The organism is Clostridium sp. LS3, from assembly GCF_055330225.1.
Genome location: NZ_CM143921.1, coordinates 1,502,097 through 1,518,220, shown reverse-complemented (window position 1 = coordinate 1,518,220; position 16,124 = coordinate 1,502,097). Strand labels below are relative to the sequence as shown.

18 protein-coding genes are annotated in these 16,124 nt (G+C 29.2%); 3 read left to right on the top strand and 15 right to left on the bottom strand.

Annotated elements, in window-relative coordinates; all coding sequences use genetic code 11:
* Positions 1-30 precede the first annotated feature (30 nt).
* The 8 genes from ACZJV1_RS07025 to pta all read right to left on the bottom strand — a co-directional run bounded on the left by ACZJV1_RS07025 (position 31) and on the right by pta (position 6,373).
* The gene (locus tag ACZJV1_RS07025; RefSeq protein ID WP_463651840.1) at positions 31-1,065 is read right to left on the bottom strand and encodes an elongator complex protein 3; all 1,035 of its coding nucleotides are present in this window, start codon (positions 1,063-1,065) and stop codon (positions 31-33) included.
* The gene (rnc, locus tag ACZJV1_RS07020) at positions 1,058-1,756 is read right to left on the bottom strand and encodes a ribonuclease III (protein ID WP_460287812.1); all 699 of its coding nucleotides are present in this window, start codon (positions 1,754-1,756) and stop codon (positions 1,058-1,060) included. Before rnc ends, ACZJV1_RS07025 begins: the two co-directional genes overlap by 8 nt.
* 130 nt (positions 1,757-1,886) lie before the next feature.
* Complete coding sequence (acpP, locus tag ACZJV1_RS07015; protein ID WP_322545591.1) at positions 1,887-2,117, bottom strand: acyl carrier protein; 231 nt, start codon at positions 2,115-2,117, stop codon at positions 1,887-1,889.
* A gap of 76 nt (positions 2,118-2,193) precedes the next feature.
* A complete protein-coding gene (gene plsX / locus ACZJV1_RS07010) occupies positions 2,194-3,195 on the bottom strand; it encodes a phosphate acyltransferase PlsX (protein WP_460287813.1) in 1,002 nt (333 codons plus the stop codon).
* Between the two features lie 57 nt (positions 3,196-3,252).
* The gene (gene rpmF / locus ACZJV1_RS07005) at positions 3,253-3,438 is read right to left on the bottom strand and encodes a 50S ribosomal protein L32 (RefSeq protein WP_008678357.1); all 186 of its coding nucleotides are present in this window, start codon (positions 3,436-3,438) and stop codon (positions 3,253-3,255) included.
* A gap of 2 nt (positions 3,439-3,440) precedes the next feature.
* A complete protein-coding gene (locus ACZJV1_RS07000) occupies positions 3,441-3,950 on the bottom strand; it encodes a YceD family protein (RefSeq protein ID WP_460287814.1) in 510 nt (169 codons plus the stop codon).
* 195 nt (positions 3,951-4,145) lie between these two features.
* Positions 4,146-5,345, bottom strand: coding sequence for an acetate kinase (locus ACZJV1_RS06995; protein ID WP_460287815.1), 1,200 nt, complete (start codon positions 5,343-5,345; stop codon positions 4,146-4,148).
* Between the two features lie 26 nt (positions 5,346-5,371).
* Positions 5,372-6,373: a phosphate acetyltransferase gene (gene pta / locus ACZJV1_RS06990; RefSeq protein WP_460287816.1), complete on the bottom strand. Its 1,002-nt coding sequence runs from the start codon at positions 6,371-6,373 to the stop codon at positions 5,372-5,374.
* 225 nt (positions 6,374-6,598) lie between these two features.
* Between pta and ACZJV1_RS06985 the strand changes: the two genes are divergently transcribed.
* Both ACZJV1_RS06985 and ylbJ read left to right on the top strand, forming a co-directional pair.
* Complete coding sequence (locus ACZJV1_RS06985; protein ID WP_463651839.1) at positions 6,599-7,804, top strand: nucleotidyltransferase; 1,206 nt, start codon at positions 6,599-6,601, stop codon at positions 7,802-7,804.
* Positions 7,805-7,851: 47 nt separating this feature from the next.
* The gene (ylbJ, locus tag ACZJV1_RS06980; RefSeq protein WP_460287819.1) at positions 7,852-9,039 is read left to right on the top strand and encodes a sporulation integral membrane protein YlbJ; all 1,188 of its coding nucleotides are present in this window, start codon (positions 7,852-7,854) and stop codon (positions 9,037-9,039) included.
* On the opposite strand, the gene ACZJV1_RS06975 is transcribed toward ylbJ, so the two are convergent.
* The 6 genes from ACZJV1_RS06975 to ACZJV1_RS06950 form a co-directional block, all read right to left on the bottom strand.
* Positions 9,025-9,561 carry an ATPase gene (locus ACZJV1_RS06975; RefSeq protein WP_322458768.1) on the bottom strand — a complete coding sequence of 179 codons (537 nt, stop codon included), beginning with the start codon at positions 9,559-9,561 and terminating at the stop codon, positions 9,025-9,027. The two genes, ylbJ and ACZJV1_RS06975, sit on opposite strands and share 15 nt — an antisense overlap.
* 22 nt (positions 9,562-9,583) lie before the next feature.
* Positions 9,584-10,060 carry a pantetheine-phosphate adenylyltransferase gene (coaD, locus tag ACZJV1_RS06970; protein WP_460288190.1) on the bottom strand — a complete coding sequence of 159 codons (477 nt, stop codon included), beginning with the start codon at positions 10,058-10,060 and terminating at the stop codon, positions 9,584-9,586.
* 17 nt (positions 10,061-10,077) lie between these two features.
* Positions 10,078-10,632 carry a 16S rRNA (guanine(966)-N(2))-methyltransferase RsmD gene (gene rsmD, locus ACZJV1_RS06965; protein WP_463651838.1) on the bottom strand — a complete coding sequence of 185 codons (555 nt, stop codon included), beginning with the start codon at positions 10,630-10,632 and terminating at the stop codon, positions 10,078-10,080.
* Between the two features lie 64 nt (positions 10,633-10,696).
* Positions 10,697-12,727 (bottom strand): ATP-dependent DNA helicase RecG, encoded by a 2,031-nt coding sequence (gene recG / locus ACZJV1_RS06960; protein ID WP_460287821.1) that lies wholly within the window; start codon positions 12,725-12,727, stop codon positions 10,697-10,699.
* Between the two features lie 84 nt (positions 12,728-12,811).
* Positions 12,812-14,446 carry a DAK2 domain-containing protein gene (locus ACZJV1_RS06955; RefSeq protein WP_463651837.1) on the bottom strand — a complete coding sequence of 545 codons (1,635 nt, stop codon included), beginning with the start codon at positions 14,444-14,446 and terminating at the stop codon, positions 12,812-12,814.
* 11 nt (positions 14,447-14,457) lie between these two features.
* A complete protein-coding gene (locus ACZJV1_RS06950; RefSeq protein ID WP_411170500.1) occupies positions 14,458-14,805 on the bottom strand; it encodes an Asp23/Gls24 family envelope stress response protein in 348 nt (115 codons plus the stop codon).
* 239 nt (positions 14,806-15,044) lie between these two features.
* Between ACZJV1_RS06950 and rpmB the strand changes: the two genes are divergently transcribed.
* Positions 15,045-15,236: a 50S ribosomal protein L28 gene (gene rpmB / locus ACZJV1_RS06945; protein WP_008678335.1), complete on the top strand. Its 192-nt coding sequence runs from the start codon at positions 15,045-15,047 to the stop codon at positions 15,234-15,236.
* A gap of 252 nt (positions 15,237-15,488) precedes the next feature.
* Here the strand turns inward: rpmB and ACZJV1_RS06940 are convergent, their stop codons facing one another.
* Positions 15,489-16,124 (bottom strand): thiamine diphosphokinase, encoded by a 636-nt coding sequence (locus ACZJV1_RS06940; protein WP_463651836.1) that lies wholly within the window; start codon positions 16,122-16,124, stop codon positions 15,489-15,491.

Here is a 16,124-nt window from a genome sequence, read left to right as displayed (position 1 = left end):
AATAATAAGGTAGGCAAAATCTTGCCTACCTTATATACTAACTTTTTCTATTCTTTTTAGTACAATAACATTAACGCTTCCTCTGCTGATCTTATCCTTGGTAGTTACTAGTATTTTTCCTTTATGATTATCTTTTAAATTATTAAAATAAAGTTTTTTATTCGCATAAAGCTTACTTAGATCCTTTGAGTTTATTTCAATTATTATATCTTCATCACAATTTATAACTGATTTTATTTTATCACAAATTAAGCTTCCCTCTACAAGTTCCCTAAATGCTGGATGAAAAGGTCCATCTATTATATCTTTTCCCCAAGTTATGGTTTCAGTTGGTTGAAGACCAATTCTAATTATGTTAACCTTAGCACTATTATACAACATATATAACTCTTTAGATATTTCAACAGCTTCTTCTAATGAATAAGGCTTATATTGACCTCTCTCATACATATCTGCCATAGGTGTATCTTTAATTACTAGTGAAGGATATATTCTACATATATCTGGTTCCATTTCTATAGATTTTTTCACTGTTTCAATATCTTTTTCAAAAGTATCACCTGGAAGTCCTGGCATTATCTGATGACCTAATGTAATTCCATATTCTTTTATAAGATTAGATGCTTTTTCTACATCTTCTGCACTATGACCTCTTCCTGATAACCTTAATACTTCATCATCTAAAGATTGAACTCCAAGTTCAATTACATCTACTTTATAATCCTTCAAGTAGTCTAATATATATCTATTTATTGCATCAGGTCTTGTTGACATCCTTATTTTATCTATATAGCCTTTTTCTTTATATTCTTTTGCAACTGCTAATAATTCTTTTTGTTTATTTACATCTATAGCTGTAAATGTACCACCAAAAAATGAAATTTCAACAATTGCATTTTTATAATCTATAGTTTTAAGATAATCATCAACTGTATCTTTTACATCTTTATCAGTAACCTCTTCTTGAACAACCTTCGCTATTCTATCCTGATTACAAAATACACACTGATGAGGACATCCTTGATGAGATATAAATATAGGTATAATATAATGCTTTTTACTCATTTAATTCCTCCAAAACTCTTAAAGCTTCTTTTGCTGCATTTTGCTCTGATTCTTTTTTACTATAACCTTCTCCATTCCCAAATTCTTTATCCTCTATTATAACTGACGTGAAAAACTTTCTTCTATGTGGAGGTCCTTCATACTTTAGTAGTTCATAAACTATTGAAACTTCACCTGATTTTTGCATTTCTTCTTGAAGCTTAGTTTTATAATCTAAAACTATATCATTATTTATTGCTTTATCAATTATATCTTTAAAATACCCTATTATAAAATCTTTAGCAAACTCAAGTCCCTTATCTAGATAAATTGCTGCTAATAAAGCTTCAACAGCATCTGCTATTATAGATACTCTTTCCCTTCCTCCTGTTAACTCCTCGCCTCTACTTATTCTTATAAAAAATCCTAGATTTAACTTTTTACCAATTTCATAAAGTGAATTTTCGCAAACTATTAAACTTCTTATTTTTGTTAATTCACCTTCACTCTTGCTTTTATAATTTAAAAATAAATATTCAGTAATACATAATTGAAGAATAGAATCTCCTAAAAATTCAAATCTTTCATTATACTCCTGATCCTTATGTTGATTTGCATAGGAGCTATGAGTCAATGCAGTCTTTAAAAGCTTTGGCTCATTAAATGTTAAACCTATACTCTCCTCAACCTCTTTTATATTAAACTTCGCCATTTTATACACTCCTTGAAGTTTATTCTTCAACTTGCTTTCCAAGAAATTCTTTTTAATAGAGCAAATTCAAGAATAAACCAAATTCTCTGTAAATATTAAATATAAAATCCCGCATTAAAGCGGGATTACATTACTCTTCAACATGACTCTTTAAATACTTAACTACATCTCCAACAGTTTTAAAATTTTCTGCTTCTTCATCTGGAATTTCTGTATCTAACTCATCTTCTAAAGCCATCATAAGTTCAACTAAATCTAATGAATCTGCATTTAAATCGTCAACGAATGAAGAGTCCATTGTTATATCATCTTCGTTAATGCTTAATTTTTCAGCAATTATTTCTCTAACTTTTTCAAACATTTAATTCACCTCCTACATACATCATTTAGATAATATTATATATTATTTATCTAGTCAATATGCATATTGGCATAAATTATATATTATTTTGAAGTTCTGATTTTATTTTTTCTAATACACCCTTATCATAAAAAGTTTTAGTTTGCCTTATAGCATTTTTGAAAGCTTTTCCATCAGAGCTTCCATGTGCTTTTATACAAATACCTTCAACGCCTAAAAATGGTGCTCCACCATATTCTTTATAGTCAAACTTTACTTTTAATGATTTAAATACAGGTTTTAAAAGACCAGCACCTATCTTACTCATTATTCCTGATGATAAAATTTCTTCTTTTATCATTTTTAACAATGTGGATGCTACTCCTTCATACATTTTTAACAATGTATTTCCTACAAACCCGTCACAAACTAAAACATTTACATCACCTTTTGATGTATCCCTTGGTTCTACATTTCCAACAAAATTTAAATTCTTCTCTTCTTTTAATAGCTTATGAACACTTTTAGTTAATTCATTACCTTTTTCTTCTTCTGCTCCTATGTTAACTAGGCCTATAGAAGGATTCTCATTACCTATTACCCCTTGATAATATACTTTTCCCATCTTAGCAAATTGTACTAAGTAATTAGGCTTACAATCAACGTTTGCTCCAGCATCAACTATCATGAAGCTACCATTTTTACCTGGCATAATTGGAGCTAAAGCCGGTCTTTCCACACCTTTTATTCTTCCAACTATAAGTGTGCATCCAGCTAAGAATGCACCTGTACTCCCACCTGATATAACAGCATCACATTCTTTATCTTTAACAAGCTTCAATGCTTTACATATGCTTGAATCCTTTTTCTTCTTTAAAGCCATTACAGGATGCTCATTTGGAGAAATAACCTCTCTTGCATCAACTATATTAACTAGCTTTTCATCATATTGGTATTTCTTAAGCTCTTCTTCTATTTGCTCTTTAGGACCTGTTATATAGTATTCTATTCCTTCGTATTCCTTTAAAGCTTGAATAAGGCCTTCTACTACGGCTTTAGGTGCATTATCCCCACCCATACCATCTATAGCTATCTTCATAATACCATTTCGCCCCTTTTCTTTATATATAAAGAAAAGAAAGTCATTAGACTTTCTTTATTCTTCTACTGAAGCAACTACTTCTTTACCTTTATAGAATCCACAATTCTTGCAAACTCTGTGAGCTAGCTTCATTTCGTGACATTGTGGACACTCAACTATTCCAGGTAAGCTCGCCTTAAAAGTTTGAGCTCTTCTTGAATTTCTCTTTGCTCTATATGTTTTTCTAGCAGGATTTCCCATTACTACACCTCCTTATTTCCAAACAACTCTTGTAACTTTGCCAGTCTTAAGTCTACATCATTTGTCTCACATTGACAAGAACCTTCATTAAGATTTTTACCGCATTGGTAGCAAAGTCCATTACAGTCATCTGTGCAAAGTCTCTTAATAGGTAAGGTTGAAATACTAATACTTTCAACTATTTCAGCAATATCTAATGTATCGCTATCTACAAAAATAATCTCTTCATTATCTTGAAGTTCCTTATTATTTGTAAACCTTTCTTCTATATCAATATCTATTGGATAGATAAAGGTCTCTAGGCATCTTGAACAATTAAGTTTCAATTTTGTCTTTATGGAAGCTCTTAGAGTTAAAACATCTCCAACAGAGGTAACATTTCCAACTACATTTACAGCTTCTACAGCTTCAATTTTTTCTCCATCAAAATAAAGTGGAGCTAATTCATATGTTATATTGATTTCTTTTTTTCTTTTATTTAATGAAATTAAGTCTGAAAATTGTATAATCATATGTATTTGCTCTAGACTATGTCCTCATATCCTTTAGGATACATTATACACATTATGTGTATAGCTTGAGCAAAGCTTCATTTCACTCCTTAGATAAATATTTGCCGAATAAACACAATTTATTATATAAAGTGCACCATTAAAAGTCAAGCAATTTATTGTAAATTACCCAACTAATAATTATGCACCTTAAATCTATTTGCTTATTAATTCAACAGTATCTCTTGCTATTACTAATTCTTCGTTAGTTGGTATAACAAAAGCTTTTACCTTACAACCTTCTTTTGATATTTCTCTTACCTTTCCTCTAACGTTATTTCTTTCAGTATCTACTTCTACACCTAAGAACTCTAGCCCCTTTAAAATTGCCTCTCTAGTTTCTGGACCATTTTCTCCAACTCCAGCTGTAAATACTATAGCATCAACACCACCCATAATAGCAGCATATGATCCAATTGTAGCTCTTACTTTATATTCAAATATAGAAAGTGCTAACTTTGCTCTATGAACGCCTTCTTTAAATGCAGCATCTTCTATATCTCTAAAGTCGGAACTAATTCCTGATATTCCAAGAACACCTGATTTTTTATTTAGCAAATCATTAGCTTCATCAATAGATAAACCTTCTTCTTTCATTAAGAAAGTAACTATAGCTGGATCTATATTCCCACTTCTTGTTCCCATTGCAACACCTTCAAGTGGAGTAAAGCCCATTGATGTATCTATAGAAACCCCATTCTTAATAGCACATAAACTTGCACCATTTCCTAAGTGACATGTAACTATTTTTAATTCTTTTATGTCTTTACCCATAACTTCTGCAACTTTTTGTGATACATATCTATGTGAAGTACCATGGAATCCATATTTTCTTATTCCGTGTTTTTTATATAATTCATATGGTAGTGCATATAAATATGCCTCTTCTGGCATAGTTGAATGGAATGCATTGTCAAAAACTGCTACCATCGGAATATTCGACATTAATTCTTCGCAAGCTTCTATACCAATTACGTGTGCTGGATTGTGAAGTGGAGCTAATTTAAAGCATTCTCTTATGTAATCTTTAACTCCTGCATCTATAACTACTGAACTCTTATACTTTTCTCCTCCATGAACAACTCTATGTCCAACTGCTGTTATTTCATCCATTGATGAAATAACTCCGTTTTCTCTATCTACTAAAGCATCTAAAACTAGCTTTATAGCAACTTTATGATCTTCCATAGGTTGTTTAACTATATATTTATCTCTGCCTTCAACCTTTTGAGTTAAAACTGATCCTTCAATTCCTATTCTCTCTACTAATCCTTGAGCTAATGATTCTTCAGTAGTCATATCTATTAATTGATATTTAAGTGATGAGCTACCGCAATTAATTACTAAAACTTTCATTTTCTCTTACTCCTTCCTAATAATTATTATTTTTGAGCTTGTGCTTGAACTGCTGTTAATGCAACAACATTAACTATATCATCAGAGCTACATCCTCTTGATAAATCATTTATTGGCTTTGCAAATCCTTGACACATAGGTCCAATGGCTTCTGCATTAGCAAATCTTTGAACTAATTTATATCCTATATTTCCACTTTGTAAATCTGGGAATACAAGAACATTAGCCTTTCCTGCAACACTGCTATTTGGAGCTTTTTGAGATGCTACTTTTTCAACTATAGCTGCATCTAATTGTAATTCTCCATCTATTAATAAATCTGGTCTTAATTCCTTTGCAAGCTCTGTAGCTTTTCTAACCTTATCTACCATTTCATGATCTGCACTTCCCATAGTTGAGAATGAAAGCATAGCCACTTTTGGTTCTATTTTACAAAGTTTTTTAGCAGTATCTGCTGTTGCTATAGCTATTGCTGCTAATTGTTCATAAGTCGGATTTGGATTAACTGCACAGTCTGAGAATAGAAGCATTCCTTCTTCTCCATACTTTGAACCAGGTACCATCATTATAAAGAAGCTTGATACAACTGATACTCCTGGTGCAGTCTTTATTATTTGTAATCCTGGTCTTAGTAAATCTCCGGTTGTATGTACTGCTCCTGAAACCATTCCTTCTGCATCGTTTAATTTAACCATCATAGTTCCAAAATATAATGGATCTCTTACTATTTTATCAGCTTTTTCTAAAGTCATTCCCTTATTTTTTCTTAATTCATAAAACTCATTAACATAAGCTTGTAATCTTTCTGAAGTGTTAGGATCAACTATCTCTACCCCTTCTAAATTTACCCCTAATTCACTAGCTTTTTCTTTAATTTTACTGTTATCTCCAACTAAAATTGGATATGCTAAACCAAGCTCTTGTATTCTTTGAGCTGCTACTAAAGTTCTTTCCTCATCCCCTTCTGGAAGAACTATCTTTTTTCTGTCAGCCTTAGCTGCATCCCATAATTTATTCATAAGTTCCATAATTATTTCTCCTTTCAAAAAGATACTAACTCATCTTCATATACTAATATACTCCTAAATAACTATAGTTTTCAACATAAAAATATCCGAAAGATTTAATTCTTTATATTATAAATATTCAGAATTTTTCTCATTATATAAATAACCTACATATTATACTTTAATCTTTCTATAAAATCTTATTATGATATAATATTTTTATATTTCCCATTAAGGAGTGTATTTATGAATATAACAGGAATAATAACAGAATATAACCCTTTCCACAACGGTCATCTTTATCACTTAAATTCTGCAATAAAAGAAACAAACGCTGATGGAATAGTATGCATAATGAGTGGTAATTTTGTTCAAAGAGGTGAACCAGCATTAATTGATAAATGGAAACGAGCAGAAATGGCTATTTTAAATGGAGTTGATTTAGTTTTAGAATTGCCTACATTTTACGCTTTATCTTCTGCAGAATTTTTTGCAAAGGGCTCAATATCTATTCTTGACTCAATTGGAGTAATCAATAACATATTTTTTGGTAGCGAATGTGGTAATATAGATATTTTAACTAAAATTGCAAAAACTTTAGTTTCTGAATCTAAAGAGCTACAAGATGAAATAAAGGAAAACTTAAAGACTGGAATTACTTATGCAAAAGCTAGAGAAATATCTCTTATAAAAATTTTAAATGATAAATCAATGGAAGAAGTTTTGTCAAGCTCTAATAATATTTTAGCAATAGAATATATAAAATCCTTACTTAAATTAAATAGTGCTATTTCTCCTCTTACATTAAAACGAGAAGGCTCAAATTATAACGATAAAAAGTTAACTGACAAATATGCTTCTGCAACTAGTATAAGAGAGAGTTTTAAAAATAATTTATCTCTAGGGGACCTAAAAAATTATTTACCAAGTAAATCATTAGATATATTATCTTCTCTAAAAGAAAACTCCTACCCTTTTGTTTTCGAAAAAGATATGTATCCGTACATTAAATATAAACTCCTTGCTAATTGTATAAATTTTAACAATCTTTTTGAAATAAGAGAAGGATTAGAAAATAAATTTTTAAAAGAAATTTATTATAGTAATTCTTACGAAGATTTAATACTTAAAATAAAAAGTAAAAGATATACTTACACTAAAATATCTAGATTAATGGCTCAAATATTTTTATCTTTAGATGAGTTTTCCTATGATGATTTAATAGATGAAAATACCCTTTATGCTAGAGTATTAGGATTTAATAGTACTGGAAGATCCATATTAAAAGAAATGAAAAAGAAATCTAGTATTCCAATAATAACTAAGGTACCAAGGAACATATCTAATCCCCTATTAAAATTAGATATTCAAGCTACCAAGGCTTATTCTTTGTTAAATAGCTCCCTTAATCCATTAAGTGATTATTTGCAATTACCCATAATAAAAGATTAATATTAAAAAGTCATAGGCATATAAATACTATATAGGAGGTAAATTTTATGTTTAGTATTTTTATTTTATGGCTTTTTATTTTTTTTCTTGTGGCATTATTATTAAAGCTATTAGATGTAAAAAAAAATTATATTATATGTTTTGCGATTACCATCTTTATAATTATATTTGTAATTAATTTAGAAGTTAGTATATCAGCAGCAATTAGTGGAGCTAAGTTAGTGGTTGTTGCAATACTCCCAACCATATTTCCATTTAGTGTCATATGTAATTTGTTAATTTATTATGATGGAATAACTCTTTACTCGAAGATATTAGGACCTTTAATTTGCAAGCCACTAGGCCTTTCAAAAAGTTGTTCTTTCCCTTTAGCTGCAAGTTTTATATGTGGTTATCCATTAGGAGCAAAATATTCTTCTGATATATATGATCTTGGATATATACATAAAAGTGAATACGAAAGACTATTAAATATAGCATCTAATGCTGGCCCTATATTTATACTAGGATCTGTCTCAGCTTCTATGCTTTATGACGTAAAACTTGGTTATATCCTATTAATAGCTAATTACTTATCTATAGTAGCTGTAGGTTTTTTAACAAGAAAGAGCTCTAAAAATATAACATACCTAAAAAAAATGGAAAGCACTTATAAAGAAAATCCTTTTGGAACTAATTTAAAAAATGCAATTGAAAGTGCAATTTCTACCACTATAAATGTAGGAGCCTTTGTTATAATATTTTCAGTATTTATAAGCATAATAAAAAGCAACACTTATATAAGTACTGCTTTTGAAAACTTAGAAAACTTAATAAAATTACCTAATGGAATCTTATATAACCTTTTTTTAGGTAGTATTGAATTTACAAACGGTTGTAAATTAATTTCTACTTCTAATATCTCCATGAGCTTAAAACTAAGTATGATGAGCTTTATTTTATCATTTTCAAGCTTATCAGTAATTGCTCAAGTAAGTTCTATTGTAAGTAAAAATAATCCTAACATGAAAAAATATATTTTTTATAAATTTATTCAAGGAATAATAAGTTTTATAATAACTTTTATTTCAAGTAATATAATCCCACTTTCTACTACTACATCAAATATTACTAATAATAAAATATATAATATTTTTTCATTTTATAAACTTTTTATTCCTTTTATAATATTCCTTTTACTAACACTTTTAATATCTATGTTATTAAAACATGTTAGTATATTACATTCCTCTTAACTCAGAAATATTTTCTTTAATTTTTGATCCAGTTTTACTTAGATCTTCATCAATTTCTTTTGCTACTAACTCGAAGGATTTTTGCATATTTTCAATTAATAGGTTTCTTTTTTCTTCAATTTCCCTATCTAATTGAGCCAAAATTTCTGTTGAATACTCTCTTGATCCAATTCTAATTGCCTTGGCATCTCTTTGAGCTAGGGCAATTATTTCATTTGCTCGAATTTTAGCTTCCTTAACTATATCATGATTTTCGATATTTTGCTTCATTATTTCCATTGTTTCTCTTTTTACAGTTTCGTACTCCTTTTGAGCATCTCCAAGTATTCTATCTTTTTCTGTCATCACCCATTGTGCTTTTTTTAATTGATCTGGTAGATAATTTATAACTTGATCTATTACTTCTAAAAATTCTTTTTTATCAACTACACTTTTCCCTGTTATAGGCACTTTAGGTGCTGTTTCTATTAATTCTTCTAAATACTCTAAAAGTTCTATAATATTAACTTCAATCTTCTCCATCCCTCTTCCCCCTTGGTAAAAATTATCTAAACTTATCCTTAACTTCTAAAATTAATTCTTCAGGTACAAGCCCTTTAATGTTTCCACTAAACTTCGCTACTTGCTTTACTGAAGATGAGCTTACATAAGAATATGCTGAAGAAGTCATCATAAATACAGTTTCAATATCTGGATCAAGCTTAGAATTCATAAGTGCCATTTGAAACTCATATTCAAAGTCAGATACCGTTCTAAGCCCCTTTAAAATAACTTTTGAATTATGCATTCTTGCAAAATCTACTAATAATCCATCGAAACTTAATACTTCTACATTTTTTAAATTCTTCGTAACCCTCTTAATTAACTCAACTCTTTCTTCAATATTAAATAAACATTTTTTATCCACATTGACTAAAACTGCAACTATAAGCTTATCATAAATTTTGGCTCCTCTAGTTATAATATCTAAATGTCCATTTGTAATAGGATCAAAGCTCCCAGGATAAACTGCTATATTCATGTTTTTCACCTTTTTATTTACTCCTCATATTTATAAAAACATACTGTTGTATTACCATATTTTCTACTTTGTAATAATTTAATATCTTTATATCCATGATATATATCTTCTATAGAATCTATCTTTGTTACTATTATTCCATTATCTTTGAGCATATTATGTTCTTTTACTATTTTTAATGCTTCTGGAATCATCTCCTTGCAATAAGGCGGGTCTATAAATATAATATCAAAACTTATTCCATTTTTACTTAACATTTTTAAAGCTTCGTATGAATCCATATTTAATGGAGTACAAAAGTTTTCAAATTTTAAATTTTCGATATTTTGTTTTAATAAAGGAAATGTTGAACTACTTTTATCTATTAGATAAACTTCTTTCGCACCTCTACTTGCTGCTTCTAAACCAAGGCTTCCTGTCCCTGCAAAAACATCTACAGCAATTGCTTCTGGTATGTATCCTTGAATTATACTAAACATAGCTTCTTTTACTCTATCTAAAGTTGGTCTCGTTTCCATAGTTGCAGGAGGTATTAAATTTCTTCCTCTTGCTTTTCCTGCTATTATTCTCATTTAGTTTCCTCCTTAGGTACTATCATTTCAATTTTATCATAATATTTCTTTATATACAATTTTTTTAATTAAAACAAATATATCGACTCCATCTTTCAATAGAATTTGATATTTCATTACATAATTTTAAATGTTCCATTTCTTTTGAACTAACTAATATATTGGCTTCATACCTTGCACACTTTAATATATCTATATCTTCATATATATCTGAAAGGACTAACCCTATATCCCCACTTTGTTTTAATCCAAACATTTCTCCTGCTCCCCTAAGCTTTAAATCCTGCTCAGATATGTAAAAACCATCTGTCGATTCTGTCATTATTTCCATTCTCTTTTTTGTTCTTTCATTTTTTGCCTTACCTATAAGAACACAATAAGACTCGTATTCTCCTCTACCTACTCTTCCCCTTAATTGATGAAGCTGAGCTAATCCAAATCTCTCTGAGTTTTCTATTATCATCATAGAAGCATTTGGAACATTTACCCCAACCTCAATAACAGTTGTGGAAATTATAACATTTATCTTATTTTCTTTAAATAATCCTATTCTCTCATCTTTTTCCTTCGGCTTCATTTTACCATGTAATATTTCAACACCTATATTCTTAAATACTCCATTTTTTAGCTCTTCATAAAGTTTTTCTACAGAATTTAGCTCCATCTTTTCATCATCTTCTATTAATGGACATACTATATACACTTGCCTTCCCTTTTTTATTTCATCTAAAGCTAAATTATAGGCTAACATTCTATCATTTTCTGAATAAAACCTTGTATCTATCTTTTTTCTTCCTGGTGGCAACTGGTCAATTATTGAAACATCTAAGTCTGAATACATATATAAGGCTAATGTTCTAGGTATAGGAGTTGCTGTCATAACTAAAACATCAGGTCTCCTCCCCTTATTTATAAGTTTATTTCTTTGTTCTACTCCAAATCTATGCTGCTCATCTGTAACAACGAGACCTAAATTAGTAAAGTCCACATCTTCTTGAATTAAGGCATGTGTTCCTATAACTATAATCGGCTCTCCTGTTGCTATTCTTTCTTTGATTCTTCGTTTCTCTTTTAAACTGGTACTTCCTGTTAACAATTCAATTTCTACGTTAAAACCTTTTAAAATTTTTGATGTTTCAGCATAATGTTGATTTGCTAAAATTTCTGTTGGTACCATAAGAGAAGCTTGATAACCATTTTTAATTACATTGAACATTGCTATTATAGCTACTATGGTTTTACCACTTCCAACATCTCCTTGAACTAGTCTATTCATTGAATATTTACTTTTTTGATCTCTTAAAATTTCTCTAACAACCTTAGTTTGAGCATCTGTTAAACTAAATGGAAGCATTTCTTTTAATGTAGATAATTCATTATGCCAATAAAATGAAATACCGTCATTGCTTCTTAGCTTACTTTTAAGTAATAAAAGTTTCATTGAATAAGTAAATAGTTCTTGAAACTTTAATCTTACTATTGCTTTTTCTAATTCTCCTTTACCTTTTGGAAAATGTATTTCTCTTATAGCTTTATCTAATTCTATCATTTTATATTTATATAATATTTCTTTAGGCAAATTATCAGTTATCAAAACCTTATCTAATATTTGATTTATTAGCTTTGTTATTATTTTATCTGTTAAATCACTCTTCAATGGATATTTGGGTATTATTTCACTTTTTTTAGCATCACTACATCCAATCATTGGATTTATTACTTCTAATGAATTACCTACTCTTTTAAATTTCCCTACTAAATCGTAAGGTTCATTTAATTTATAAGAATTCTTTATATACCTTTGATTAAACCATTTTCCAATAACTATATGTCCTTTGTAATCAAATTTTATTGTAGTTATTATCTTTCCAGTTTTAGTTTTAACATCTCTATCATATCCTATTACCCTACAAGTTAAAATTTGCTTTTCTTCACCATCTATTTCGTTAAAATCTATATCCCCTTTAATAAATTCATAATCCCTTGGAAAATATAAAAGTAAATCATATATTGTAAAAATCCCACATTTATTAAGCTTTTCAGTAAGCTTTGGTCCTACTCCTTTAAGAGCAGATATTTCCATTGATATATTCATTTGCTCACCTCAAAATTTTATTCATAAATATTAAAGCACAAGTCTCTACTTATGTAAATAAAGTAGTAACTTGTGCTTTTATAATTATTCCACTGACATTAAGAAATAGTAAAGCGGTTGTGCTCCTCTATAACATTGAACATCTAAATTTTCATATTTATCTTCAATTTTCTCTACAAATTCTTCTGCTTCTTCTTCAGTTACATCTGCTCCATAGAAAATTGTTATAAGCTCACTTTCTTCATCTATCATATCTGAAAGTATTTCTTCTGCAACATCACAATATAATGTTCCAACTTTCTTTATTTTCCCTTCAATTAGTCCAAGCATATTACCTTCTTTTATTTCTATGCCATCCATTTCTGTGTCTCTAACTGCATAAGTTACAGAACCTGTCTTAACCATTTCTATTGCATTTTTAAGATTTTCTAAATTTTCATCTACTTCTGCTTCTGGATTAAACATAGTTATGCATGTTATTCCCTGTGGAATTGTAGTTGTTGGTATTACCCTAACATCCTTATCTGATATTTCAGCTGCTTGATTAGCTGACATTAGTATATTTTTGTTATTTGGTAAAATAAATATATGCTCTGCATTTAACTTTGAAATACACTCCATTATATCTTGAGTTGAAGGATTCATTGTCTGACCACCTTCAATTACATATTCAACACCTAAATCTTTAAATATATTAGTTATACCTTCTCCCATAGCTACTGATACAAAAGCATATTTTACTTCTTCGCTTTCTTCTGTAGCTGCTTCTCCTTGATTATATTCTTCTTTAGTTAAAAGAACTTCTCTATGTTCTTCTCTCATATTATCTATTTTTATTTTAGATAATTCCCCTAATTGAACAGCTTTTGCTAAAACAGAACCTGGATCATTTGTATGAATATGTACCTTTATTACATCCTCATATCCCACTACTATAGTTGAATCACCCATTTTTTCTATATCTGCTCTAAAATTATTTGCTTTATCTGCATCTGCTAAAATTATAAATTCAGTACAATATCCAAATTTAATATCTATGTCTTCTGTTCCTTGAGCACCTTGCATTTTAGCTTCAGCTGGTTTAATATCTTTTATTTCTGCCTTTATGTCATTTTTCAAGGCATCATACATACCTTTAAGAATTATATAAAGCCCCATTCCGCCTGAATCTACAACCTTTGCTTTTTTTAAAGCTGGTAATAATTCTGGAGTTTTATCTAGCATTACTTTAGATTCTGTTACAATTACATCCATAAAGCTAACTATATCTTTTACATCTGTATCAATAGCTGCATCAGCTGCTGCTCTAATAACAGAAAGAATCGTTCCTTCTGTAGGTCTCATAACAGCTTTGTAAGCCGCATTACTACCTTCCTTAAAAGCTATTGCAAGTTCCACAGTATTTACTTCTGTCTTTCCTTCTAAGCCTTTAGAAATACCTCTTAATATTTGAGAAAGAATTACTCCTGAATTTCCTCTTGCTCCCATTAAAGCTCCTTTAGCTAGCTTTTTAGAAGTTTCACCTATTGATTCAGAATTTAATCCTTCTATTTCCTTAACTGCAGCTTTAAATGTTGCTGACATATTTGTTCCTGTATCTCCATCTGGAACTGGGAACACATTTAAAGCATTAACGTATTCGCTTTCTTCTAACAATTTATTGCTAGCATTAACAACCATGTTATAAAAATCATGGCCATTTATTTTCTGATATTTCATCTTTTTACCTCCTAGACTCTAACTGCTTGAACATTTACTGTAACAGATGAAACTTTTAATCCAGTAAAGTTTTCCACACTATAACGTACCTTTTGTATTATGTTATTTGCAATTACAGAAATCTTTGTTCCATATTCAACCATAACATATAATTCTATAACTAATTTATCTTCATTAAATTTTAGTTTAACACCCTTACTTAAATTTTCTATTCTCATTAATTCCCATAAGCCTTCAGTGGCATTTTTAGAAACCATACCAACTACTCCATAACATTCCATAGTTGAAAGACCAACTATCTTAGCAAGTACCTCCTCAGAGTAATGTATATTTCCAAATTCGTTTGAATATCCTACCATATAGAATCCTCCTTATAAATATCCTTATACTATATTTTATATTAGTTACATTTATTATTCAAGTAAATATTACACCGCTTATTATATGGAGTTAGCTATTATTATATAAATATTTCTATAATTAAAAAGTTTTTTCTTTTTTTTCTCATTTTCTCTTGCTTTTCTCACACTTACTATGTTAAAATTTAATCTGTCCTATTGAAGAGAAATTATCTTCAAAAATAAGGAGGTGTTTTCAAGTGGCAAGAAGATGCGAAGTTTGTAATAAAGGGGTTGTATCTGGAACTCAATACTCCCACTCACATCGTCAATCAAAGAGAACTTGGGCTCCTAACATAAAGAGAGTAAAGGCTTTAGTTAACGGAACACCAAAAACAGTTCATGTATGTACAAGATGCCTTAGATCTGGTAAGGTTCAAAGAGCAATATAAGTTCAAATAAAAAATGCAATTGAATTAACAATTGCATTTTTTATTTTATAAAGAATTTGTTCCGTATTAAGCTTTTTATTTTTCCTATGTAAGCTTATTTTTTTCTTTTAAAAAATCTTATAAAATTTGAAATAAATTTTGGTAACTTTATAGCTATTATTTTCATAAGTTCTCCCTCCAATAAAAAATCACTCACCTATTTATTTACATTATATGCAAATAAATAAAATGAGTGATTAATTTTTTTATATTTTAATCTCTTGTATAAAGAACCATTAAAATTCCACCATCAAATGTTACCTTAATATCTTTACCAACAAATTCATTGGAGGTTGTCAATCCATCTCCTAAAGATAAATCATAATTGAAAAGTTCATATTTAGCTCCACTTACAGTAAGACTTTTAACAATTTCTGAATATGCATGAAAGGATACTATATCTCCTTTACTTCCTTTTAATAAAATATTTTTATCTGTTAGAAACATTTTATTATTATCATCAACTATTTCAACATAGACTTCTTTTTTTAACCCCTTAAGCATAAGACCAATATTACTTAAAGAGTGATCATATCTTGTTCCTGTTACACCTAAAAGTAATATTTTCTTTGCTCCTTTTTCAATAGCTAATTCAAAAGCAATTTCAGTATCTGTAAAATCTTTTTCTTTCTTAAATGTTATTTTTTCTACTCCTGAAGCTTCCATAGAGTTTATTACATCTATATTTGCCGAATCAAAATCACCTAATATATAATCTGGAGAAATACTATATTCATACAGAATTTCACAACCCTTATCAGCACCTATTATAATATCAGCACCCTTAACTGCTTCTAATAGTATGTCTTTAGATGGTGACTTTCCTCCCGATATTATTACAGCTTTCAT